Consider the following 22,762-nt stretch of genomic DNA (forward strand, 5'->3'; position numbering starts at 1 on the left):
TTACCTCAAACGAATGCGCGGGTCGGCATAGGCGTACAAAATGTCCGCCAGCAGATTGCCTAAAATGGTCAATACCGCCAGAAACAGCGTAAAGCCCATCAATACCGGGTAGTCGCGCGCCGCCAGCGAATCGAGATGGATGTGCCCGGCGCCCGGCCAGTTGAAGATTTTTTCGGTGATCAGCGCACCGGAAAACAGCGCGGGTAGCTCAAAACCCAACAAGGTGATGATCGGCAACAGCGCATTACGCAGCGCATGCCGCAGGATCACCGTCTTTTCCTTCAGCCCCTTGGCGCGTGCGGTACGGATATAATCCATGCGGATCACGTCCAGCATGCTGGCGCGGAAATAGCGCGTCAGGGTGCCGGCCTGCAGCATCACCAACGCCAGCACCGGCAGCAACAGGTGCGCCGCCACGTCCAGTGCCCACGCCAATCCGCTGGCTTCGCTACCGGTGCGCAGCATGCCACCCGCAGGCAGCCAGTGCAGATCGACGGCGAACCATTTGATCAGCAACAGACACAGGAAAAAGGTAGGAAACGACATAGCGCCGAACACCGCCACGGTCACCAGATGATCGAACAGCGAATAGGGTTTCATCGCCGAGGCGACACCTACCGCCAGCGCAATGCCCCAGTACAGTACCAGCGCCACCGACGCCAGCAGGAAGGAGTTCCAGATGTACTGGTTCAACAAGGTACTGACCGGGATCTGGTATTGCAGCGAGAAACCGAGATCGCCCTGCAGCAGTTGACCGAGCCAGTGCAGATAGCGGCTGAATAACGGCTGATCCAGCCCGTACAGCGCCCGCAGCTCAGCCGCGCGCTGCGGCGTCAGGTTGATGTTGCCGTCGATAAAGTCGCCGGGGGTCAGTGCGAAAATAAAGAAAATCAGCAGCGATGCCAGCAGCATCATCGGAAGGGTTTGCAGCAAGCGGCGCAGGATAAAATTTCTCATGGTGTTTTCCGTCACCGCTGCCCAAACCGGCGCAGCGGTGCCTTACCGTTACTGAGCGATCTTGACGTCCGGCAGGCTGCCGGTCAGGCCGTTGTATACGTCCGGTTTAAAGCCGGTGACGCGTGCGCTGCTGGCGCTGAGCACTTTACGGTTCCCCAACAGGATCACCGGCGGATCTTCAGCCAGCACCTGATACAAATGGTGATACAGCGGCTTACGCTGCTCGATGTCCAGCGTGGCGTTAGCCTCGCCAATCAGCTTGTCCACCTGCGGATTGCTATAGCCGGTTTCACTGACCTGACTGATGAAATCGCGTACCCCGTCGTGCGGATCATTCAGCCCGCTGGTACTGAGCGACGCCAGATCGTAATTACCGGCCTTGCGTTGCGCCAGCAGCGCATTGAAATCCAGCACCTGCGGCTTCAACAGCACGCCAATCTGCCGATAGTTATCTTTGGCAATCGGCACCAGTGCGTCGTTAATCAGCTTTTTGGTCACCAACAGCGTCAGCTCCAGCTTTTTGCCGTCCTTCTGGCGAATGCCGTCCGCTCCCGGTTTCCACCCGGCCTGATCCAGCAGTTGCTTGGCTTTGTTGACATCGTAAGCATAGGGGTTGATCCCCTTGGGATCATAAGCCCAGGAAACGGGTGAGATCGGCTGATTGGCGACCGAACCGTAACCCTGGTAGACCACGGTGATCAGCTTTTGCCGATCCAGCCCGTAAATCAGCGCCTGACGCACACGCGCATCCTGCAGTGCCGGGCGTTTAAAGTTGAAATCCACCCGGCTGTAGTCGCTCGAGCTGTACAAATTGATATTGGCGAAGCCGAGCAGCTTCAGCTGTTCAATATCATCCGGTTTGGAAGTAAAGGCGTCGTAGTCGGTTTCACCGGTCTGGAACAGCTGGAAGTTGGTAGAAGGGTTGGTCACGCGGTAAATAAAACGCGCCACCGCTGGCTTACCGAGATAGAAGTTCGGGTTGGCGTGAAAACGGATCTCCTGACCCGGCACGTATTTGTCGTAAATATAAGGGCCATTGCCTAACGGCTTGCCGTTCAGCGCACGCACGCTGTCCAGCTTACCGCGCTGATACTCCTTGCCGTAATAGGCTTTCGACAGCACCGGCCCGCCGATCAGCTGCAGCGTAGTCGCCCCCGGCTGGGTGGTGGTGATTTGAAGCGTACGATCGTCGATCACCTTTAGCCCGCTGATGCTGGGGGCAGTTCCGTTCTTGTACTCTGCCCCGCCCAGAATGTGCGCCGGAGTAATGTCGGTCTCTCCGTCATAGGCCGGGTCATGCAGCAGCGTCAGGGTAAAGGCAATGTCTTCGGCCTTGATTGGCGAGCCGTCGCTGTTGACCAGATTAGGCCGCAGTTTAATGGTGTAGACCCGGTTGTCCGGGCTGACCTGCCAGGACTCTGCCAGCCGCGCCACCGGCTTGCCCTGGCTGTCCAGACCAATCAGCCGGGTAAAGATCACGTCGGTGACGTTCTCATCCCAGCCATTGCTGAACAGATAGGGATTAAAATTACCCTGGGGTTCAAGAATACCGGCCACCACGGTGTCTTTACGCAACTTGGCCGCCGCCGGCACCAGGCTGGCATCGCTGGCCGGGGTAATACCTTCCGCCAAGGTTTTCGCCTGCACGCTAAATGCCAGCCCCACGGCGCAGGCGATCGCCAGCGTAACCAGCCGCTTTTGTAAAGGTTTGATTGCCTTGTTTTTTATTTTTCTCACCCACTGCCCCTCGTTTACCCGTTGATAAATGTGACAAAATTTATCGCAGAGTAATCGGCGGCCGGGAGGCTGTCTAACAACGAAACCGGCATTCTATTGCCGGAAATCGCAATATGAATTTTTCTATTGCGATAGCCGGCCGTTGGGGGGAGTTCAGCCTGCCGGCTCGAGCTGCCGGATAAGTTTGGCTAAGGTCTGGATAGCCGCTTCATGCTTGTCGCTCCAGTCGAAAGAGGCGTTCAGTCGGAAGCAGTGGTTGAAATGGTTGCCGGTGGTGAACATCCTGCCCGGCGCGATACTCACCCCCAGCGCCAGCGCGCGCTGATACAGCTCCATCGACGACAACGCCGGATCCAGCTCTACCCACAAAAAGTAACCGCCATCTGGCTGGCTGACCTTTACGGTCGGAGGGAAGTGGTGAGCAATCGCCTGACGCATCATGCTCTGACGCTGAGCCAGCAGCCGACGCAAGCGCCGCAGATGGGTATCGTAGCCACCATGCAACAGATAATCAGCGATCGCCAACTGGGTGGGCACGCTGGTGGATACCGTGCTCATCAGTTGCAAACGCTGGATCTGCTGTGCGTAGCGCCCGGCAGCCACCCAGCCCACGCGAAAGCCTGGCGCAAGACATTTGGAAAACGACGAACAGTGCAAAATCTGTCCGCCCTGGTCTAATGCCTTGGCCGGCTGCGGGCGCTCAGCGCTGAAGTACAATTCGCCGTAAACATCGTCCTCAATCAGCGATATCTGCCGCTCGCGCAACATGCCCACCAGCCGCTGTTTATTCTCTGCCGGCATCGAGGCGCCCAATGGATTCTGGAAGTAGGTCATCAGCCAGCAGGCCTTGATCGGGTACTGTTCCAAGGCATGTTCCAACGCATCCAGATCGATGCCGTCCTGCGGATGGGTCGCGATCGCCACCGCCTTTAACCGCAGCCGCTCCAGCGCCTGCAATGCCCCGTAAAAGGCCGGGGACTCGATCGCCACGTAATCCCCCGGCTGCGTCACCGCCTGCAGGCTAAGGCTCAGCGACTCCATGGCTCCGGCGGTAATCACGATTTCATCCGGGGCGACCTGCATGCCGCTTAAAGCATAACGCTGGGCAATGTTGCGGCGCAGCGCGTCGTTGCCGGGCGGCAGGTTAGCCAGCGAACTGTGCGGGGTAAATTTGCGCGCCACGCTGCTCAGCGCCCGCGCCAGCTTCGGCTGAGCAAACAGCGTGGCGTCCGGAAAGGCCGAACCGAACGGGACAATGCCTGGGTCTTTGCACGCCTGCAGCACGTCGAAAACAAAGGTGTTGATGTCTACCTGCTCGCTCAGCAGCAGTTTCTCCCCGCGTGCCGGCTGCGGCAGCGGCTGCGGACGCGCCGCCACGTAATAACCGGACTGCGGGCGCGCAACGATCCAGCCCTGGCTCTCCAGCAGTTGATACGACTGCACCACCGTCATCAGACTCAGGCCTGCGCGTTTACCGCTTTCCCGCAGCGAAGGCAGCTTGTCCCCCGCCCGCCATACCCGGTTCTGGATCTGTTCACGAATTTGTTGTGCAAGCTGCTCGTATCTGGTCATAGGCCTTAACTGTTATATGAAAAAGTGAAATAACTGTCACTATTATAGTCACTGTACTCCGTGCTTAACTTGACGCCAAGCTTTCCACAAAAAAATTACAGCTATACTGAAGAGGTTATTTTATGTCCAACCCAAGGAGGCGCCATGCTGGGTCTTGATGCACTGGAACTTGCCAGAATACAGTTCGCCTTCACCGTTTCTTTCCATATTATTTTTCCCGCAATCACCATAGGTTTGGCCAGTTATCTGGCGGTGCTGGAAGGGTTATGGCTGAAAACGCGCAATGAAGCCTATCGCGATTTGTACCATTTCTGGTCAAAAATTTTCGCCGTCAACTTCGGCATGGGCGTAGTTTCCGGGCTGGTAATGGCCTATCAGTTCGGTACCAACTGGAGCTTCTTCTCTGAGTTTGCCGGCAGTATTACCGGCCCGTTGCTGACCTATGAAGTGCTGACCGCCTTCTTCCTCGAGGCCGGTTTCCTTGGGGTGATGCTGTTCGGTTGGAACCGCGTCGGGCCAGGGTTGCACTTCTTCGCGACCTGCATGGTGGCGCTGGGCACCCTGATTTCCACCTTCTGGATCCTGGCTTCCAACAGCTGGATGCAAACGCCGCAGGGTCACGAAATCATCAACGGCCAGGTGGTACCGGTCGACTGGCTGAAAGTGATATTCAACCCGTCATTCCCCTACCGTCTGTTGCACATGTCGACCGCCGCCTTCCTGTCTTCGGCCTTCTTCGTGGGCGCTTCCGCCGCCTGGCACCTGCTGCGCGGGCGTGATACGCCGGCAATGCGCAAAATGCTGTCAATGGCGATGTGGATGGCGCTGATCGTCGCGCCGGTACAAGCCCTGATTGGTGATGCGCACGGACTGAATACGCTGAAGTACCAACCGGCGAAGATTGCCGCCATTGAAGGCCACTGGGAAAACCCGCCGGGAGAGGCAACGCCGCTGATCCTGTTCGGTTGGCCGGACATGGAGCGTGAAGAGACTCGCTTCAAGCTGGAAGTGCCCTATCTTGGCAGCCTGATCCTGACTCACAGCCTGACCGAACAGGTCCCGGCGCTGAAATCCTTCCCGCCGGAAGATCGCCCCAACTCCACCGTGGTGTTCTGGTCGTTCCGCATCATGGTAGCACTCGGCATGCTGATGATCCTCGCAGGGGTGTGGAGCCTGTGGCTGCGGTGGCGCGGCGGGCTGTACCAGTCGCGTCCCTTCCTGTACTTCATCCTGTGGATGGGGCCATCGGGGCTGCTGGCGCTGCTGGCGGGTTGGTTCACCACCGAAATCGGCCGACAGCCGTGGGTGGTCTATGGCCTGCTGCGTACCAAAGATGCGGTCTCTGCGCACGGTGATTTGCACATGAGCATCAGCCTGCTGGCGTTTATCATCGTTTACTGTTCGGTGTTCGGCGTGGGGTACTCCTACATGATGCGCCTGATCCGTAAGGGACCGCAGCAGCATGAAAGCCATGAAGACGACACGGACGGCAGACCGGCTCGCCCGCTGTCTGCGGTAAAAGAAACTCTGGATGACAGGAGCTGAGCATGGGCATTGATCTTCCGTTGATTTGGTTTGTGATCATCGTGTTCAGCACCATGATGTACGTGGTAATGGACGGCTTTGATTTGGGTATCGGCATCCTGTTCCCCTGGGTCAAGGACAGCGGTGACCGCGATGTGATGATGAACACCGTCGCACCGGTGTGGGACGGCAACGAAACCTGGCTGGTACTGGGCGGTGCGGCGCTGTTTGGCGCCTTCCCGTTGGCCTACGCGGTGATCCTCGATGCGCTGGCCATCCCGCTCACCTTGATGCTGTTCGGGTTGATTTTCCGCGGCGTGGCCTTTGAATTCCGCTTCAAGGCCAAGGAAGAAAAGCGGCATATCTGGGATAAGGCGTTTATCTGGGGCTCTCTCTTCGCCACCTTCAGTCAGGGGGTGGTGGTGGGTGCCATCATCAACGGCTTCCCGGTCAACGGCCGTAGCTATGCCGGTGGTGCTCTAGACTGGCTGACGCCGTTCGCGCTGTTTTGCGGGTTGGGGCTGGTGGTGACCTATGCACTGCTGGGCTGTACCTGGCTGGTGATGAAAACCGCCGGGGATCTGCAGGCACGCATGTATCGGTTGGCAACGCCGCTGCTGATCACTTTGCTGCTGGTGTTGGCGGTGGTCAGTATCTGGACGCCGATTGCCCATCCCGAGATCGCCAGCCGCTGGTTTACGCTGCCAAACCTGTTCTGGCTGCTGCCGGTACCGGTATTGGTGTTGCTCAGCGCCTGGGGCATCCAGCGCGGCGTGAAAAACGCGGCGCACTATTCGCCCTTCTTGCTGACCCTGCTGCTGGTGTTCCTCGGCCTGAGCGGCTTGGGCATCAGCATCTGGCCGCTGTTGATCCCACCGTCCATCACCCTGTGGGACGCCGCAGCCCCACCGCAAAGCCTGGGCTTTATGCTGGTCGGCGCGCTGTTTATTATCCCGATTATCTTGGTCTACACCTTCTGGAGCTACTACGTGTTCCGCGGCAAGGTCAGCCATGAACAGGGTTACCACTGATGAGGGAAGACATTATGCAAAATAAAACCGCATCCGCTCCGGCCCCCTGGTGGAAGCGCGTTGGCTGGCTGGTGATTATCTGGAGCGCCAGCGTACTGGGGCTGTTCCTGGTCGCCTCGATGTTCCGCCTGCTGATGACCGCCGCGGGCATGAAATCGGAATAAGTTGAGCGCTATCTGGCCGAAGTATTGGGGAAGTAGAAGGAAATAACCAGCGTTACCAAGGGTAGCGCACCAATTTTCAACAGCTCGAACACTTGCCTGATAGGCTCGCTTTGATCCCAATAAGCGTGGGCGGTAAAAACGCCCACGCTTATCACGAAGATCCCGCACAGCACCTGACGCGCCAAGCGCAAACGTTCCATTTCATCGAAGACCAATATCTCCTTCAGGTACCCCTTTGCGGCCTCATCGTGCAAGTTTGCGTTTTCGGTGCTCATGGGAAGATCCCCACGACTCGCCCCACGGCCTCCAGCTCTTTGCCATTCTCTCTCACGATGCCAAGGGAGGTTCCGTTCTGTTTCATCCAGTGCTTATCGGCTATGGCTATCAACGCAAAGGCCATCTTGATCACCTCGGTTTTCTCCATCCCATGGCGCCGGGCTATATCATTCAGATCGTCATCAATCTTATTGGATAAACGGATCGGCAAACTGCGCATACTCCACCTCCTGTGGCTGACTGTCAGTGAGATAGAGTTTACGTGAGCCGCACGGACTGTTCAATTAGTGAACTGCGTAACGTCTCGCAAATTCAATATGTTGCAAGACTTGCGTTTAGCCACGATCAGCTGGGCTTTCGCCCCATAGCGCTGAGAAAACGTTGCTGTAACCGCAGCAGCTCCCTCAGTTCAAGGATCCGATAATCAATGCCAAAACGCGGGGCAACCTCTTCAATGATACGACTCAATGCCGGGTAGTGCCGGTGATTCCAATGGGGAAACAGGTGGTGCGTCAGGTGCAGGTTAGCCCCGCCAAGCCAATACCCCAGCCACGCCGGTGAAGCTTGCCAGTCAAAGGTGGTGGCAAAAACGTGCTGATACCAACCGTGCGCCAACCTTCCCTGTTCGGGGGCCTGATAAAAGTTGGCTTTGGCCCAGTGGGTGCCGACAATCAGCATCACAAACACCAGCGACGACAGCATCTGGCTGAGCAGATAGGTCAGTAACACCGTGCCGACGCCGATCGTCGGCGGCGTGAGCCACAGCGGAACGGCCAGCGCCAGGGTAAAATGCGCCAGCTTGCCCAACAGGAAAATCCCCCATCCCTTCCGGCCCTGGAACATCATCTTTGGCGTCATGCGGGTTTTACCGGCGCGATCCAACCAGTCGAACAACCAGATGTAATAAGGGAAAGTCAGCGCCGCGACGATCGGCCAATAGTAAGGCTGAAGGCGCATAAACGCCTTGCGGTGCTGGAACGGCGTTTGGCGCAACACCCCGTTGGGTTCAATGTCCGGATCGTAACCTTCAATGTTGTTATAGGCGTGGTGGAAAATGACATGCCGCACTCGCCAGCAGTCGGCATCCAGCCCCAGGGGCATACTGACAAAGAAGTTAAGCCAGTGATTTAACCGTGCGCGTTTGAAAACGGCATTATGCGAGGCGTCGTGTACTACATTCACCGTTAGCATCATGGCGGAAAAAATAAAGCCGACGTAACAGCCGAAATAGGCCCAGAAATGTTGCTGCTGCAGGCTCAGCACGTAAAAACCGGCGCACAGCAGTATTAGCGCCAACAGCTTAGCGAACATTCTGCCGTCGGCAAAACGGTGATCGCCGCGCGTCGCCAGGTAGGCCTGGCTAGCCCGCATCAGCTCCTGATGGATCTCACTCGCCTCTCGCTGGAACGCCAAAGGCGGCAGCGGTGTGGTATCCGGCATTTTCATTGTGGTGGCTGCCCCATAGCACGTAAAAAACGTTGCTGCTGTCGCAACAATTCACGATAACCGATACAGCGATAATCCATGCCGTGTCGCGCCGCCGTCTCAGCCAATATGGCAGCCAGCGCCGGATAATGGCGATGATTCCAGCCGGGGAACAGATGGTGAGTAAGGTGATAATTCAGCCCGCCGGTCAGATGGTGCAAGCTCTTCGGCGAAGTTTCCCAGTCGCAGGCGGTGGCGAAGTTATGCCGATACCAGCCCTGCGGCATCTGGCTGCCTGCCGGCACCGCATAAAATTCGGCTTGCGCCCAGTGCGTGCCCAACAGCAAAAAAACCACCAGTAACGAGGCCAGCATTTGGCTAATCAAATAGGCAATCAGTACCGTTTGCCAGCCGATGCCATTTTGTTGTGCCACCACCAGCGGGATCACCAGCACCAGCAACAGGTGACACAATTTCCCGGCAATGAACATTGCCCAGCCCTTACGCCCCGGCAATACGTCCTTGGTCGCCAACGGTGTTTTGCCCAAGCGATCCGACCAATCGAACACCAGCGCAATGTACGGCAACGACAGCGCGGCAATCAGCGGCCAGTAAAGATGTTGATAGCGCATATAAGCCCGCCAACGTTGGAACGGGGTTTGGCGGAAAAAGCCGTTCTCTTCCGTATCCAGATCGTAATGTTCGACGTTGGCATACACATGGTGATAGCTGACGTGCCGGGTTCGCCAGTAATCCGGATCGACGCCCAGCGGCAAAGTCACCAGCCGCCCGGCCAGACGATTGACCCACGGCGTGCGGGCGAAGGCGTTGTGCGAAGCATCGTGATTGACGTTGACGTTCAGCAACATGCCCATCATGACAAAAGCGAAGTAACTCAGCATAAAGGCCAGAGCCTGGTGCTGCACCAAACTGAGCAGGTAGAAGCCAACGCAAAGCAGCAACAAAATCGTGGCCTTGGCCCAACGGGCCGCATCGGCAAACCGGTGATCGTCGCGAGCGCTCAGATAAGCATGCGCCCGTCGTTTCAATTCCCGATGAAACGCCTGTTCCCCCGCAGCGGGGAAACTCAGCGGCGGCAAATCAGCCATATGCGGCCTCCTTTTGGCGTCCCCAACCGACCGCGACAGCGCAACCGTGCAACACCATGGCACCGGCTACGCCCCACCAGAGAGCAGACTGCCCATCGGGCACACTCAATAACCACAGGGGGAATGCCAACGTCACCAACAGCCAAACGCCTACGCCCCAGCGGCGACCTTCAGCCATCCCACCCAAGGCTATCGCCCCGGCCGCCAACAGCACAAACAACGCCGCCTGCTCGCCGGTCACCCCGCCATACCCGTAACCAAAACGATAAACATAACCCAACACCAGAGCGAACAGCAGCATCGCCCCGCTTACCAGGCAGCCGGGGGAACAGCGGAAATGCCCGCCCTTGCTCGAAGGCTGGAAAGGCAGCTTGAAGTAGCGCATAAACGGCAGGTTACTGGCCCAAAACGGGTTGGCGGAAGATTTGTCGCCACGCACGCCATAGGTAAAGGGCTCCGTTGGCAGCGCCGGGCAAAAGGTGCCAAACAGCTTGTCCCAGAAGATAAAGCTGCCGCCAAAATTCCGGTTGGAATAGGCCAAATCTTTAACGTGGTGCACCCGATGATGCGCCGGTGTCACCAGGATGTGCTCCAGAAAGCCGAGTTTGGGGGTTACCGAATTATGGTTAAACAGCTGAATGCTGTAATGCAGGATAGAAACGGTGATGAACACCGACAGCGGCACGCCCGCCAATGCCAACAGCATAAAGAACGGGATCGAGGTCAGTGACGAATACCACGAGTTGCGCACGCCCAGCGACAGATTGAAATGCTCGCCCTGGTGATGCACCACATGCACCGCCCACAGCAGGCGAAAACGGTGGTGTAACCGGTGCAGCCAGTAAAAGCCGAAATCCCAGGCCAGTATCGCAAACAGCCACATCAGCACCGGCGGCCAACCGCCCAGCCAGCCTTGATTAAAATGCGTGACCACGTAGCCGTAGCAGGCTATCTCCAAACCGCGAAACAGCCACAGCATGATATGCCCGGAGTTGAGGTTGAAAATCACGTCATGCCAATCCACGCTGCCCTTGCGCCGCCACTGTAGCCACAGGGCTTCCCCCAGCACCACCAACAGCATAAACACGATAGGTATCACCAGATCGATCATGACTCTTCCCCCTGCCGTACGCCCCAGCCAATCCCTTGAACTCGCTGGCAGACGTAGCCCACGCCCCATGCCAACGCCGCCCCACTGAGCAAATCCACAAACAGGTGCCGACGCAGTTGCAAGATAGAAAAGGCAATCGCCAGCCCCCAGACGATCAGCAACGCGCTGCGCAGTTTTTTGCGGCTTTCCGCCGCCGCCCACACCGCCAACACCGTCAGGGCGATATGCAGTGAAGGCAGGCAGTTTTGCGACGAATCGACGCTGATCAACCTCGCCAGTAAATCGCCGCTCACCGAATCGGACGGAACGATCGGGTAGTTCATCGTCGTCGGCCACAGCAGATAAATGGCTCCCGCCAGCAAGGCGCTAAGCTGCATGGTACTTCTGAGCCATTTTAGCCGGTTTAACGGGCAAAGCAGATAGCACAGCGGGATAATCAGGAAAAACGACAGATACAGCCAGATGGCGTGCGGGCTGAACGGGATCGCTCGGTCGACCCAACCTGGCGTCAGCAGGTGGCCGGCACCTTGCCAGCGATCGCTACCATGGTAGATGACCCCGACAAATCCCCACCCCAGCAGCATCTGCCATAAGCGATAAACAACGAGTTTCATCCGGCCTCCGGCATGCGAACAATGCGGCGACGCTTGGCATCAAACTGCGGCATGATCGCCTGCGTTTGCAGGCGCCACGCCAGTTGCTCCGTGGCAATACCTTGCTGTTCGAACAGCGCGATCAATTGCCGTTGGCAATTCGCCAACGCCTCCGGGCTGCAATCGGCCATCAGATGCAGCTCGCTGTCGCCCCGTTGCGTCAGCCGATAATCCGCCACCTCTGGCAACGCATTGGCTATCACGCGGCGACACAGGTCGGCGAAGACCCGCTGCATTGTGCCCTGCCTGGCCGGTAACAGCAGTTGGTCATCGCAGCGCCCTTCGATACGATCCAATGCCATGGTCGCCAGCCCGCAGGGACAGGGCTGTTCGCTCATCACCAGAATATCGTCCAGCCGATAACGCACTATCGGTTGGGTACGGCGGGTAAAATCGGTAATCAACGGGGTAAAACGCCGCTCGTCGATCCACTGCGGTTCGACATGAATAAACTCTTCGTTCAGATGCAAAGTGCCGTGGCTGCAGGTCGCGGCCAAAAAACCTTCGGTGGCTTGATACACTTCTCCCATCTGCGCAAACACCCGCTGCAGGCGCTGGCGATCCTGCGGTTCCAGCACTTCGGCCACTGAAATCACTTTTTTGACGCTGAGCTTGAGTTCGCCGCCTTCAACGGCATCAGCCAGGGCGCACAATACCTGGGCCGGGGCCACGATAATCGTCGGCTGTTCACGTTCAATCTGCGGCAAATGTTCGGCAAAGGGAGCGAACAGATCGTAAAACGACAGGCTCAGCCAACGGTTATTGACGCTGTGGTACAGGTTGTTGTCGGCCCGTAGGAACAGCGCGACCTTCTCCCCGGCAAACACCCCCTGCGGCAACATTTTTGCCAGCATGCCCCCGGCCCAAATCTGCTGCTCCTGCGGGCTGACGACGAACACGCCGCGCCGCCCAGAGGTACCGGTAGATAAACCGACGCTGTAGTTGCCCACTTTAGGGCTGAAATCGCGATCGCTTTCGCTGCGCCGGGCACAGGCCAAAAGCGCCTCCAATCGCAGACCGGCGGTGTTCATCCGATCGAAATTGGCCATCATCACCGCCTTGTCCATCGTTGGCCACGCGGTCAGAGGCAATGAACTATAGGGCTGAAAATAGGGACTGTTCGCCAATACGCGCTGGGCAAACCGCTTCAGCTGGCGCGCCTGATAGGCCTCCAGCACCGCCCGTTGGGTAAAGCGCAGTCGCCGTGCGCGCAGGTAGTGCCATAGCGTCATCAGCGGGATCATAAATCCCCCTCATGACACAGGCGGATCTCCGCAGCGCCGCCAAGATAGAGCTGGTTGAGCGCGCCCAGGGTGTCGTAATAGCTGCGCGGATTGTCCATGATCAGGTTAGCCAACCGCGAAGGGCCACGCAGTTGCTGATAGTTCAGCGGCGACCAGGCGGCATCGCTGGCCAGCAGCGTCCAACCGGCATCGGTCAGGACAAAGGCCCCAAGGTGCCCGGCGGCGTGCCCCGGCAGCGGCACGATAACAATTTCTCCACCGCTGCCCGGCAGCACATAGCCCTGTTGGAAGGGGGCCAATGCGGCAGGCAGGCTTTGCTGCGGAAATCCCTCGACGAACTGCAGCGCAGATTCAAAACCTTCCGGGATCAATCCTGGCACAAACGCCCTTTTCAACGCGGCAAAACCGCGCAGCTCTCGGGTTTGCTGCCACCCTTCGCCGGAGCACATCATCTTCAGGCTGCTGAAGTCTCGCAGACCGGCAATGTGGTCCGCATGAAAGTGCGAAATGATCACCGCCTCGATATCGCCAGTGTTCAGCCCCAGACTGCGCAACTGTTCCAACAGTGCCTGCTGCGGACTGAAATAAACCGGCGTCACCTGGCGATAAAGCCGAAAAATGCCGCTGGCGGTGTAATGTTCAAAATGGCTGGCATAACCGGTATCCCACAGCCAGCGGCGCTCGCCGACTTCCAGCAGATAGGCCCGGGAAGGAAATTTACAGGTGCGCATCGCCGAACCGCGCAGCGCCATGCAGCCCAGATGAGTGCAATAACCGATTTCAAAGGTCGTGATATTAGCCATCTGCGCTCATCCCCTGTTGCTTTAACCACTGCGCCGTCAGTTCGATCCCCTGCTCCAGGCTGTAGCGCGGCCGGTAACCCAGCACCTCTATCGCCTGGGTGTTATCCAGCGTCATGTCGAAATAGGCTGCCGCAACGCTATAGCGGGTCAGCATCGGTTCTTTGCGGGTGACGTGCGCCAACAGCTCCATCCCCGCCGCAACGCCCGACAATAAGGAATAAGGCACCGCTTTGACGGCGTATTGCCAGCCCAGCTGCCGGTTGAGCAACTGGTGCAACATATCGGCCAGCCGCTGCGGCTGTTGGTTGGTGATATTGAAAATGCTGCCGGACGGCAAACCTGGTTGACGGCTGGCGAGATCCATCGCATGCACCACGTTGAGCACAAAGGTAAGGTCCAGATAAGCCGAACCGCCGCCCGGCAAACGCAACAGGCCTTTATCGCCCTGCAGCTGCGCCAGTATCCTGGGCACAATCACCCGGTCATGGGGGCCGAACAGGCCGCGAGGGCGCAAGATCAGGTAGGTGGTTTGCGGATAATCAGGCAGCAGCGCCGCAATACGTTGCTCGGCAGCAAACTTACTGGCGGCATAGTGATTGGCAAAGCGTGGGGAAACATCCGCTTCGGTCACGTTGTGACGATGGCTGAAATCGAAATAAACCGCCGGCGTCGAAATATGAATGAACCGCTGCACTGCGCAACGTCCGGCGGCATGGGCCAGTTTTTCCGTCACGCGGGTATTGGCTTGATAAAATGCCTGGCGGCTCCCCCAGGGAGAAGATTTTGCGGCGCAGTGCCAGACAATATCGTAGCCCGCCATTAACTGCTCACACTGCCCGTCGTCGGCGAGGGTCAGATCCAGCGCGGTAAACTTGGCGCCCCGTGCCGCCAACTGCCGTCCAACGGCAACGTCCCGCCCGGTGGCATGCACCTGATGCCCGGCGGCCAGCAGCCACTCGGCGGCGTTGCGCCCCAGCCCGCTGGTCGCTCCGGTGATCAACACTCTCATGGCAGCAGTACCATGCCGCCCAGCGTTAAACCGGCGGCGGTGCCGATCAGCATCACCGGACGTCCGGCGTGCAGCCTGCCGGTGATCGCCGCTTGGTGCAGGGTCGAAGGGATCGAAGCCGCCACCTGATTGCCCCGATAACGATAGATATCCACCAGGGCCTGCGGGGAAACGTGCAGCCGCTTGCGCATATGTTCCAAAGAGAGATGGCTGGCCTGATGCGGTACCACGGTGGCGATTTGCGCCAGGTTTAGCCCCGCAGCCGACAACAAGCGGCCAAGGAAGCTTTCGATCAGCGCCGACGCCTGGCGGAACAGCTGCTTGCCCTTCATATGGAACAGAAAGTCACTGTCGTTCATGCCGGCACGCGGATTACAGCGCGTCCCCCCAGCCCTGATTTCACACAGATCGCTGCCTTCCGGGTGGGTTTCCATCAGGTAGGACAAAATACCGCTACGCCCGTCACCGCGTTCGACAATGGCACAGGCCGCGCCATCACCGAAGATCAATGAAGACTCTTCGTCTTCCCAGTCGATACCGCGCGAAGCAATATCGGCAGAGACAATGGCAATACGCCGATAAACGCCCGTATTGAGTAACCCCGCCGCCACCTGCAATGCGGAAATAAAGCTCACGCAGCTGGTGTTGATATCAAAGCCCGCAATACCCGGCCGCAGTCGTGCCAGTTTAAGAATATGGGCGGCGCTGAAAGGCAATGCCTGCACCGCGATGGCCGAGGCAGAGATCAGCAGATCGATGGAATCTCGCGGGATCGCATGGCGGGCAAGAGCATCGTCCAGCGCGGCAACGGCCAGTTCAGCCTGGCTGGCATCATTGTCGGCATGGAAACGATGAATAATGCCCGAACGTTTTTCTACGTAACCGGCCGACTTGTTCAAGCGACGATCCAGCGCCGAGGATTCGACGCACTGCGGCGGCAACGCCGCGCCGGTCGCAATAATTTTAAGAGGCAATAAGCTTTGGGAAAGGCTATTTAGGGTCATTATCGTTGTTCAGCCTGTGTGTCCATTATTCCGTTGGCCGACTCTCAAGCGCGGTTAATGATTCAAACCCCGCTATCCACAGCCACACCCTTGTTTGACATCAGTATAAAGAAAAACCTAAGTGGCATTCTTACTGATTGATTCCGTTCATTTAACTGAGCCGATAAATCACGTCTGTTTATCCGGCCACAGCCTAGAGCAAGGTCGAACGGAGATCTACAGGAACTCACTCAGGGGAGATGAATTAAGAATAGGTGGAAAACAACGGAGAAGCAGAAAAGCGGCAACACCTGGCAGGCATTGCCGCTATGTAGGCGAGGAATTAACGGCGGTTACGCACCAATTGGTAGCGACGGGTCAGGTATTCCACCGGCACGCTCCAGATATGCACCAGACGGCAGAACGGGAACAGCACGAACAGCGTCATGCCCAGCACCATATGCAATTTGAAGATCAACGCAACGCCGGCCAAATGCTGTGACGCCCCGGCGTGGAAAGTCACCACTGCCTGCGCCCAAGCCACCAGCTTCATCATCTCGCTGCCGTCCATATGCTGGGCGGAGAACGGAATGGTCAGCAGCCCCAGACACACCTGCACCACCAACAGCGTCAGGATCATGATGTCGGCAAAGCTGCTGGTGGCCCGCACTCGTGGGTTGGTCAGGCGGCGTTTCAGCAACAGCGCCCCGCCAACCAGCGTCATCACGCCGCAGGCACCGCCGGCGATCATCGCCAGTTTCTGTTTCACGTCGATCGGCAGGAAGGCTTCATACATCCAGTGCGGCGTCAGCATGCCGAGGAAGTGCCCGGCGAAAATACCCAAAATACCGATATGGAACAGGTTGGAAGCCAACCGCATGCCCTTTTTATCCAGCATTTGGCTGGAGCCGGCACGCCAGCTGTACTGCCCGTAATCGTAGCGTAACCAGCTACCTATCAGGAAAATCGCTCCCGCCAGATAGGGGTAAATATCGAAGAAGAATTGATTTAAAAATTGCATGATTAGCGTCCTTTGGTTCCGGTTAGCGCATCCGTCAGGTCCAGGTACTGTGGCGCCACCGCGCCGGCAAAACGCCGCTGATGTGCCGTTTGCTGTGCCGAAGCGCAGCCTTGCTCACCGGGACCGCCCTGGGAAGTGAATCGTATCTGCTCCTCTTCCCAGACCGCGTCCAGCGCCTGCGGCGTGTCGTCCCTGGCTTCTCCCGCCACCTGGCTTTCCAGGCTGGCGCTTTTCACCTCGGTACCGGACAGCGTCAGCAACAGGTCAAACAACAGCGCGTACGGGCTTTCCCTCTGCTGCAACCGGGCTCCCAGCAGCGCCAGGATCGGCGCGATGTCCTGCAAGCCACCGCGCGCCTCCGCTGGGCTGCGGCTGGCCAGGTATTCCAGATACAGCGGCAAAAAGTCCGGCAGTTCACGACTGTCGATCTCCAGGCCCGCTTCACGGTATTGCGCCATCAAATCGACCATCGCCTGGCCGCGATCGCGCGATTCACCATGCACGTGCTCAAACAGCAGCAGCGAGGTGGCGCGACCACGGTCAAACAGTTCGCAGTATTCGGCCTGCACGTCCAACAACGGGCGAGCGCAAAATCGACGAATAAACAAGATCAACTGCGCGCTGTGGTGCAAATCCAGTTCGCTGGCCGGCTCCAGTGCCTCTACCAGCGCCTGCTGATGGTCAAATAACGCCTGCTCCGGATAATCCAGCAGGCGGGCAATCACTTTCAGGCTGATCATGAGGCATCCTCCTGACGGGCGGTTTTTTGCGTCACATCGATGGCGTCAATACGGCGGCTGTTGAACAGGTTGAATTTACCGTCGCTGCCGTGGCAGCCGTCACCAAAGCTGAAGCCGCAGCCTTTGCTTTCCGGGAAAGCCTCACGCGCCAGTTCACGGTGGCTGGACGGGATGACAAAGCGATCTTCATAGTTGGCGATCGCCAGATAACGGTACATCTCCTGCGCCTGCGCTTCGCTCAACCCCACCTGCTCCAGGGCACTGGTGTCCAGCACGCCGTCAACGGTTTCCGCCCGTTTGTAGTGGCGCATCGCCAGCATGCGTTTAAGCGCCAACAGCACCGGCGCGGTATCCCCGGCAGTCAGCAGGTTGGCCAGATATTGCACCGGAATACGCAGGCTCTCCACGTCCGGCAATACGCCGTTGTGTGCCAGCTCACCGGCATCGGCGGCGGATTGGATCGGTGACAATGGTGGCACGTACCACACCATCGGCAGCGTGCGGTATTCCGGGTGCAGCGGCAGTGCCAACTTCCAGTCCATCGCCATTTTATACACCGGCGACTGCTGTGCGGCCTCGATAACCCCTTGTGGAATGCCATCCTGCAACGCCTGGGCAATCACCGCCGGGTCGTGCGGATCCAGGAAGATATCCAACTGGCGCTGATAGAGGTCTTGTTCGTTTTCGGCGGCGGCGGCCTGCTCAATGCGGTCGGCGTCATACAGCAACACGCCAAGATAGCGAATACGGCCAACGCAGGTTTCCGAACACACCGTCGGCTGGCCGGATTCGATACGCGGGTAGCAGAAGATACACTTCTCGGACTTGCCGCTCTTCCAGTTGAAATAGATTTTCTTGTACGGACAGCCGGTCAGGCACATGCGCCAGCCGCGGCATTTATCCTGATCGATCAGCACAATACCGTCTTCGCCACGCTTGTAGATGGCACCGCTTGGGCAAGTAGCGACACAGGCCGGGTTAAGGCAGTGTTCGCACAGGCGCGGCAAATACATCATGAAGGTGTTTTCGAACTGGCCGTACATCGCCTTCTGCATATTGTCGAAGTTTTTGTCCTGCGAGCGTTTTTCGAATTCACCGCCGAGGATCTCTTCCCAGTTCGGGCCGCTTTCAATCTTCTTCATGCGCTGGCCGGTGATCAGCGAGCGCGGACGGGCGATCGGCTGATGTTTCCCCTGCGGCGCGGTATGCAGGTTCTGATAGTCGTAGTCGAAAGGCTCGTAATAGTCGTCCAGCGCCGGTACGTCCGGGTTGGCGAAAATCTTCGACAGCAGGCCGACGCGGCTGCCCATGCGCGGTTCCAGCCTGCCGTTGATTTTACGGATCCAACCGCCCTTCCATTTTTCCTGATCTTCCCAGGCGTGCGGGTAACCGACGCCGGGTTTGCTTTCAACGTTATTGAACCAGGCGTACTCCATACCCTCGCGGCTGGTCCAGACGTTCTTGCAGGTCACCGAACAGGTATGGCAACCGATGCATTTGTCCAGGTTCAGCACCATGCCGACTTGTGAACGAATTTTCATTTTGCTTTCTCCTGCTGGCAGCCCTGCGAGTCGTCGTTGCCTTCACCGTCTAACCAATCGATGCGGTTCATTTTGCGTACCACCACAAACTCGTCGCGGTTGGAGCCGACGGTGCCGTAATAGTTGAAACCGTAGGCCAGCTGCGCGTAGCCGCCGATCATATGGGTCGGTTTCGGGCAGACGCGGGTCACCGAGTTGTGAATACCACCGCGCTGGCTGGTGATTTCCGAACCGGGGATATTCACGATACGTTCCTGCGCGTGGTACATCATGGTCATGCCTGCCGGAATACGCTGGCTGACCACCGCCCGTGCGGTCAGTGCGCCGTTGGCGTTAAAGGCCTCGATCCAGTCGTTGTCCTCAATGCCCAGCTCTTTGGCATCGTCTTCACTCATCCAGACAATCGGCCCGCCGCGCGACAGGGTCAGCATCAACAGGTTGTCGCTGTAGGTGGAGTGGATGCCCCACTTTTGGTGCGGCGTCAGGAAGTTCAACGCCTTCTCCTTGTTGCCGTTCGGCTTCTGGTTCAGCAACGGCTGCGCGGCGCGAGTATCGATCGGCGGACGGTACACCAGCAAACTCTCGCCAAAGGCGCGCATCCACTCGTGGTCCTGATACAGCTGCTGGCGGCCGCTGATGGTGCGCCATGGGATCAGCTCATGCACGTTGGTATAACAGGCGTTATACGACACATGTTCGTCTTCCAACCCTGACCAGGTAGGGCTGGAAATGATTTTGCGCGGCTGGGCCTGAATATCACGGAAGCGAATTTTTTCGTCTTCCTTGTTCAGCGCCAGGTGGCGGTGATCGCGACCGGTCATTTTACCCAGCGCGTCCCACGCCTTGACCGCCACCTGCCCGTTGGTTTCCGGCGCTAACGCCAGGATCACTTCGGCCGCATCGATAGCGCTTTCAATCTTCGGCCTGCCCACTGCCGGGCCGGCGGTTTTCACGTAGTTGAGTTTTTTCAGGAAGTCGACTTCGTCCTGGGTGTTCCAGCCGATGCCTTTACCGCCGTTGCCCAGCTTATCCAGCAGCGGCCCCAGCGAAGTGAAACGCTCATAGGTGGCCGGATAATCGCGTTCTACCGCCATAATATGCGGCGCGGTTTTGCCCGGGATCAGGTCACATTCGCCTTTTTTCCAGTCTTTGACGCCGTAAGGCTGCGCCAGCTCTGCGGCAGAGTCATGCTGGATCGGCAGCGTCACCACGTCGGTTTCCTGCCCCAAATGCCCGACACAGACTTCGGAGAAGGCTTTGGCGATGCCCTTGTAGATTTCCCAGTCGCTCTTCGAGTCCCATGCCGGATCGACTGCCGCCGACAGCGGGTGAATAAACGGATGCATATCCGAGGTATTCATGTCGTCTTTTTCGTACCAGGTAGCGGTCGGCAGCACGATGTCGGAGTAGAGGCAGGTGCTGGACATGCGGAAATCGAGGGTCACCACCAGATCCAGCTTGCCTTCGCCGCCGTTTTCCAGCCATTCCACTTCCTGCGGTTTGGCACCGCCCTGCTGGCCCAAATCCTTGCCCTGAATGCCGTTTTCGGTGCCCAACAGGTATTTGAGCATGTACTCATGGCCCTTGCCGGAGGAACCCAGCAGGTTGGAGCGCCAGACGAACAGGTTACGCGGAAAGTTCTGCGGGTTGTCCGGCTGCTCGGCGGCAAAGCCCAACGTCCCTTTTTTCAAGGCGTCGACGGTGTAATCCACCGGCGATTGTCCAGCGGCTTGCGCCTGCGCTGCCAGATGTAGCGGGTTAGTGCCCAGCTGTGGTGCGGACGGCAACCAGCCCATGCGCTCGGCACGCACATTGAGATCGATCAGGCTACCGCCAAAGCGTGATTTGTCCGCCATCGGCGACAACAGCTCTTCGGTACCTACGGTTTCGTAGCGCCACTGGCTGGAATGGTTGTAGAAGAACGAGGTGCTGTTCATATGACGCGGCGGACGTTGCCAGTCGAGGCCAAACGCCAGCGGCAGCCAGCCGGTCTGCGGCCGCAGCTTTTCCTGGCCGACGTAGTGCGCCCAGCCGCCACCGCTCTGGCCGACGCAGCCGCAGAAGATCAACATGTTGATCAGCCCACGGTAGGTCATGTCCATGTGGTACCAGTGGTTGACACCGGCACCGACGATAATCATCGAGCGACCATGGGTTTTTTCGGCGTTGTCGGCAAATTCGCGCGCAATGCGGATGATGTTGTGGCGGGAAACGCCGGTGATTTGCTCCGCCCAGGCCGGGGTATAGGCTTTGATATCGTCGTAGCCGGTGGCACAGTTGGCGTCGTTCAGGCCGCGCTCGAGGCCGTAGTTGGCCAGGGTCAAATCATACACGCTGGTCACCAGCGCTTCACTGCCGTCCGCCAGGCGCAGGCGTTTGACCGGCAGTTTGTGCAGCAGGATCTCGTCCAGCGCCACGCTGTTGAAGTTCCCGCCCTCGGCAGCGCCGCTTTTGATGCCGCCAAAGTAAGGGAAACCCACCTCGGCCACGTCGTCATGCGCGCCCAGCAGGCTGAGTTGCAATTCAACTTCCTGCTGGTCCTGCCCGGCGCGTTGTTCCAGGTTCCATTTGCCCTGTTCGCCCCAGCGGAAACCGATCGACCCCTGCGGAGCAACCAGCTCGCCGCTGCGTTGATCTATGGCGACGGTTTTCCATTCAGGGTTATTTTCTTCCCCCAGGCCGTCAACCAAATCGGCGGCGCGCAGCAGACGACCGGCGGCGTAATGCCCTTCTTCGCGCAGCTCCAATATGACCAGCATCGGCATGTCGGTATAACGACGCACGTAATCGCGGAAATAACCCACCTCACGATCCAGGTGGAACTCTTTCAGCATCACGTGGCCCATCGCCAGCGCCATCGCGCTGTCGGTGCCCTGCTTCGGATTCAGCCACTGGTCGCACAGCTTGGCGACTTCGGCGTAGTCCGGCGTGACCGCCACGGTCTTGGTGCCTTTGTAACGGACTTCAGTGAAGAAGTGCGCGTCCGGGGTGCGCGTCTGAGGCACGTTGGAACCCCAGGCGATAATGTAGGAAGAGTTATACCAGTCGGCGGATTCCGGCACGTCGGTCTGTTCGCCCCAGGTCATTGGCGAGGCCGGCGGCAAGTCACAATACCAGTCGTAGAAGCTCAGGCAGGTGCCGCCAATCAGCGACAGATAACGGGCGCCGGCGGCGTAAGACACCATCGACATTGCCGGGATTGGCGAGAAGCCGATGATGCGATCCGGACCGAAGGTTTTGGCGGTGTAGACGTTGGAAGCGGCGATCAGCTCGTTAACCTCCTGCCAGCTGGAACGCACAAAACCGCCGCGCCCACGCGCCACTTTGTAGCTTTTGGCTTTTTCAGGATCGCTGACGATCGAGCCCCAGGCATCGACGGGATCGCTGTGCAACGCCTTGGCTTCGCGCCACAGTTTGATCAGGCGTTTGCGCATCAACGGGTATTTCAGGCGGTTAGCGCTGTACAGATACCAGGAATAGCTGGCGCCACGTGGGCAACCGCGCGGTTCATGGTTTGGCAGATCGGGACGGGTACGTGGGTAATCGGTCTGCTGGGTTTCCCAGGTGACCAGGCCGTTTTTCACATAAATTTTCCAGCTGCAGGAGCCGGTGCAGTTGACCCCATGGGTGGAGCGCACAATCTTGTCATGCTGCCAACGGCTACGGTAGCCGTCTTCCCAGTCGCGGTTGGTGTTCAACGTCTGGCCATGATCGCCAGAAAAGGGTTCCGCCAACTGCTTAAAATAGCGGAATCGGTCTAGAAACTTGCTCATCCGGAATTCTCCTGAGGGCTTTTTAATATTTTTTACCCTATGGATTTCAAGTCGCAGCAGGCGGCCAGTTCGCTCATCTCCAGGCGCTT

At 58.2% G+C, this 22,762-nt stretch carries 20 protein-coding genes; 3 read left to right on the forward strand and 17 right to left on the reverse strand.

Annotated elements, in window-relative coordinates:
- The 3 genes from AC1RKC_RS08520 to AC1RKC_RS08530 all read right to left on the reverse strand — a co-directional run bounded on the left by AC1RKC_RS08520 (nucleotide 1) and on the right by AC1RKC_RS08530 (nucleotide 4,266).
- Entirely contained in the window at nucleotides 1-957 is a 957-nt protein-coding gene (locus tag AC1RKC_RS08520; protein ID WP_020827419.1) for an ABC transporter permease, read from the reverse strand.
- A gap of 48 nt (nucleotides 958-1,005) precedes the next feature.
- Nucleotides 1,006-2,694, reverse strand: coding sequence for an ABC transporter substrate-binding protein (locus tag AC1RKC_RS08525; RefSeq protein WP_493092357.1), 1,689 nt, complete (start codon nucleotides 2,692-2,694; stop codon nucleotides 1,006-1,008).
- A 153-nt stretch (nucleotides 2,695-2,847) separates the two neighbouring features.
- Complete coding sequence (locus AC1RKC_RS08530; protein WP_046373304.1) at nucleotides 2,848-4,266, reverse strand: aminotransferase-like domain-containing protein; 1,419 nt, start codon at nucleotides 4,264-4,266, stop codon at nucleotides 2,848-2,850.
- Between the two features lie 144 nt (nucleotides 4,267-4,410).
- Here AC1RKC_RS08530 and AC1RKC_RS08535 point away from each other — a divergent pair, with 144 nt between their 5' ends.
- Genes AC1RKC_RS08535 through AC1RKC_RS08545 form a run of 3 tightly spaced genes read left to right on the forward strand, consistent with a single transcriptional unit; the run spans nucleotide 4,411 to nucleotide 6,985 of the window.
- Nucleotides 4,411-5,811 (forward strand): cytochrome ubiquinol oxidase subunit I, encoded by a 1,401-nt coding sequence (locus tag AC1RKC_RS08535; RefSeq protein WP_020827422.1) that lies wholly within the window; start codon nucleotides 4,411-4,413, stop codon nucleotides 5,809-5,811.
- A 2-nt stretch (nucleotides 5,812-5,813) separates the two neighbouring features.
- A complete protein-coding gene (cydB, locus tag AC1RKC_RS08540; protein ID WP_020827423.1) occupies nucleotides 5,814-6,821 on the forward strand; it encodes a cytochrome d ubiquinol oxidase subunit II in 1,008 nt (335 codons plus the stop codon).
- Nucleotides 6,822-6,835: 14 nt separating this feature from the next.
- Entirely contained in the window at nucleotides 6,836-6,985 is a 150-nt protein-coding gene (locus tag AC1RKC_RS08545) for a DUF2474 domain-containing protein (protein WP_071844604.1), read from the forward strand.
- Between the two features lie 8 nt (nucleotides 6,986-6,993).
- Here the strand turns inward: AC1RKC_RS08545 and AC1RKC_RS08550 are convergent, their stop codons facing one another.
- The 14 genes from AC1RKC_RS08550 to AC1RKC_RS08615 all read right to left on the reverse strand — a co-directional run bounded on the left by AC1RKC_RS08550 (nucleotide 6,994) and on the right by AC1RKC_RS08615 (nucleotide 22,673).
- Nucleotides 6,994-7,260, reverse strand: coding sequence for a hypothetical protein (locus AC1RKC_RS08550; RefSeq protein ID WP_116690288.1), 267 nt, complete (start codon nucleotides 7,258-7,260; stop codon nucleotides 6,994-6,996).
- On the reverse strand, nucleotides 7,257-7,481 hold the full coding sequence (locus AC1RKC_RS08555; RefSeq protein ID WP_020827426.1) for a hypothetical protein: 225 nt from the start codon (nucleotides 7,479-7,481) through the stop codon (nucleotides 7,257-7,259). The genes AC1RKC_RS08550 and AC1RKC_RS08555 overlap by 4 nt, the downstream gene beginning before the upstream one ends.
- 125 nt (nucleotides 7,482-7,606) lie before the next feature.
- Nucleotides 7,607-8,701: a fatty acid desaturase family protein gene (locus AC1RKC_RS08560; protein ID WP_493092438.1), complete on the reverse strand. Its 1,095-nt coding sequence runs from the start codon at nucleotides 8,699-8,701 to the stop codon at nucleotides 7,607-7,609.
- Between the two features lie 2 nt (nucleotides 8,702-8,703).
- The gene (locus tag AC1RKC_RS08565; protein ID WP_149572776.1) at nucleotides 8,704-9,795 is read right to left on the reverse strand and encodes a fatty acid desaturase family protein; all 1,092 of its coding nucleotides are present in this window, start codon (nucleotides 9,793-9,795) and stop codon (nucleotides 8,704-8,706) included.
- Nucleotides 9,788-10,906: a sterol desaturase family protein gene (locus AC1RKC_RS08570; protein WP_493092356.1), complete on the reverse strand. Its 1,119-nt coding sequence runs from the start codon at nucleotides 10,904-10,906 to the stop codon at nucleotides 9,788-9,790. Before AC1RKC_RS08570 ends, AC1RKC_RS08565 begins: the two co-directional genes overlap by 8 nt.
- Nucleotides 10,903-11,520 carry a phosphatase PAP2 family protein gene (locus AC1RKC_RS08575; RefSeq protein ID WP_020827430.1) on the reverse strand — a complete coding sequence of 206 codons (618 nt, stop codon included), beginning with the start codon at nucleotides 11,518-11,520 and terminating at the stop codon, nucleotides 10,903-10,905. Before AC1RKC_RS08575 ends, AC1RKC_RS08570 begins: the two co-directional genes overlap by 4 nt.
- Nucleotides 11,517-12,803 (reverse strand): F390 synthetase-related protein, encoded by a 1,287-nt coding sequence (locus tag AC1RKC_RS08580; protein ID WP_493092355.1) that lies wholly within the window; start codon nucleotides 12,801-12,803, stop codon nucleotides 11,517-11,519. Before AC1RKC_RS08580 ends, AC1RKC_RS08575 begins: the two co-directional genes overlap by 4 nt.
- Nucleotides 12,800-13,606, reverse strand: coding sequence for an MBL fold metallo-hydrolase (locus AC1RKC_RS08585; protein WP_401658859.1), 807 nt, complete (start codon nucleotides 13,604-13,606; stop codon nucleotides 12,800-12,802). Before AC1RKC_RS08585 ends, AC1RKC_RS08580 begins: the two co-directional genes overlap by 4 nt.
- The gene (locus AC1RKC_RS08590; protein ID WP_404779991.1) at nucleotides 13,599-14,615 is read right to left on the reverse strand and encodes an NAD-dependent epimerase/dehydratase family protein; all 1,017 of its coding nucleotides are present in this window, start codon (nucleotides 14,613-14,615) and stop codon (nucleotides 13,599-13,601) included. Before AC1RKC_RS08590 ends, AC1RKC_RS08585 begins: the two co-directional genes overlap by 8 nt.
- The gene (locus AC1RKC_RS08595; RefSeq protein ID WP_020827434.1) at nucleotides 14,612-15,619 is read right to left on the reverse strand and encodes a 3-oxoacyl-[acyl-carrier-protein] synthase III C-terminal domain-containing protein; all 1,008 of its coding nucleotides are present in this window, start codon (nucleotides 15,617-15,619) and stop codon (nucleotides 14,612-14,614) included. Before AC1RKC_RS08595 ends, AC1RKC_RS08590 begins: the two co-directional genes overlap by 4 nt.
- Before the next feature lie 322 nt (nucleotides 15,620-15,941).
- Nucleotides 15,942-16,619, reverse strand: coding sequence for a respiratory nitrate reductase subunit gamma (gene narI / locus AC1RKC_RS08600; RefSeq protein ID WP_044551986.1), 678 nt, complete (start codon nucleotides 16,617-16,619; stop codon nucleotides 15,942-15,944).
- 2 nt (nucleotides 16,620-16,621) lie between these two features.
- A complete protein-coding gene (gene narJ / locus AC1RKC_RS08605; protein ID WP_115058616.1) occupies nucleotides 16,622-17,359 on the reverse strand; it encodes a nitrate reductase molybdenum cofactor assembly chaperone in 738 nt (245 codons plus the stop codon).
- The gene (gene narH, locus AC1RKC_RS08610; protein ID WP_046373295.1) at nucleotides 17,356-18,900 is read right to left on the reverse strand and encodes a nitrate reductase subunit beta; all 1,545 of its coding nucleotides are present in this window, start codon (nucleotides 18,898-18,900) and stop codon (nucleotides 17,356-17,358) included. Before narH ends, narJ begins: the two co-directional genes overlap by 4 nt.
- Nucleotides 18,897-22,673 carry a nitrate reductase subunit alpha gene (locus AC1RKC_RS08615; RefSeq protein WP_261135476.1) on the reverse strand — a complete coding sequence of 1,259 codons (3,777 nt, stop codon included), beginning with the start codon at nucleotides 22,671-22,673 and terminating at the stop codon, nucleotides 18,897-18,899. Before AC1RKC_RS08615 ends, narH begins: the two co-directional genes overlap by 4 nt.
- Nucleotides 22,674-22,762: the final 89 nt, after the last annotated feature.

This window comes from Serratia sp. GW822-FHT06E05 (genome assembly GCF_058799445.1).

Coding starts and splice junctions, on each gene's coding strand:
- AC1RKC_RS08595 (WP_020827434.1), bottom strand. CDS start 15,619: ATGACCCTAAATAGCCTTTCCCAAAGCTTATTGCCTCTTAAAATTATT.
- AC1RKC_RS08590 (WP_404779991.1), bottom strand. CDS start 14,615: ATGAGAGTGTTGATCACCGGAGCGACCAGCGGGCTGGGGCGCAACGCC.
- AC1RKC_RS08545 (WP_071844604.1), top strand. CDS start 6,836: ATGCAAAATAAAACCGCATCCGCTCCGGCCCCCTGGTGGAAGCGCGTT.
- cydB (WP_020827423.1), top strand. CDS start 5,814: ATGGGCATTGATCTTCCGTTGATTTGGTTTGTGATCATCGTGTTCAGC.
- AC1RKC_RS08565 (WP_149572776.1), bottom strand. CDS start 9,795: ATGGCTGATTTGCCGCCGCTGAGTTTCCCCGCTGCGGGGGAACAGGCG.
- narJ (WP_115058616.1), bottom strand. CDS start 17,359: ATGATCAGCCTGAAAGTGATTGCCCGCCTGCTGGATTATCCGGAGCAG.
- AC1RKC_RS08535 (WP_020827422.1), top strand. CDS start 4,411: ATGCTGGGTCTTGATGCACTGGAACTTGCCAGAATACAGTTCGCCTTC.
- AC1RKC_RS08550 (WP_116690288.1), bottom strand. CDS start 7,260: ATGAGCACCGAAAACGCAAACTTGCACGATGAGGCCGCAAAGGGGTAC.
- AC1RKC_RS08575 (WP_020827430.1), bottom strand. CDS start 11,520: ATGAAACTCGTTGTTTATCGCTTATGGCAGATGCTGCTGGGGTGGGGA.
- AC1RKC_RS08560 (WP_493092438.1), bottom strand. CDS start 8,701: ATGCCGGATACCACACCGCTGCCGCCTTTGGCGTTCCAGCGAGAGGCG.
- AC1RKC_RS08580 (WP_493092355.1), bottom strand. CDS start 12,803: ATGATCCCGCTGATGACGCTATGGCACTACCTGCGCGCACGGCGACTG.
- narH (WP_046373295.1), bottom strand. CDS start 18,900: ATGAAAATTCGTTCACAAGTCGGCATGGTGCTGAACCTGGACAAATGC.
- AC1RKC_RS08585 (WP_401658859.1), bottom strand. CDS start 13,606: ATGGCTAATATCACGACCTTTGAAATCGGTTATTGCACTCATCTGGGC.
- narI (WP_044551986.1), bottom strand. CDS start 16,619: ATGCAATTTTTAAATCAATTCTTCTTCGATATTTACCCCTATCTGGCG.
- AC1RKC_RS08570 (WP_493092356.1), bottom strand. CDS start 10,906: ATGATCGATCTGGTGATACCTATCGTGTTTATGCTGTTGGTGGTGCTG.
- AC1RKC_RS08520 (WP_020827419.1), bottom strand. CDS start 957: ATGAGAAATTTTATCCTGCGCCGCTTGCTGCAAACCCTTCCGATGATG.
- AC1RKC_RS08530 (WP_046373304.1), bottom strand. CDS start 4,266: ATGACCAGATACGAGCAGCTTGCACAACAAATTCGTGAACAGATCCAG.
- AC1RKC_RS08615 (WP_261135476.1), bottom strand. CDS start 22,673: ATGAGCAAGTTTCTAGACCGATTCCGCTATTTTAAGCAGTTGGCGGAA.
- AC1RKC_RS08555 (WP_020827426.1), bottom strand. CDS start 7,481: ATGCGCAGTTTGCCGATCCGTTTATCCAATAAGATTGATGACGATCTG.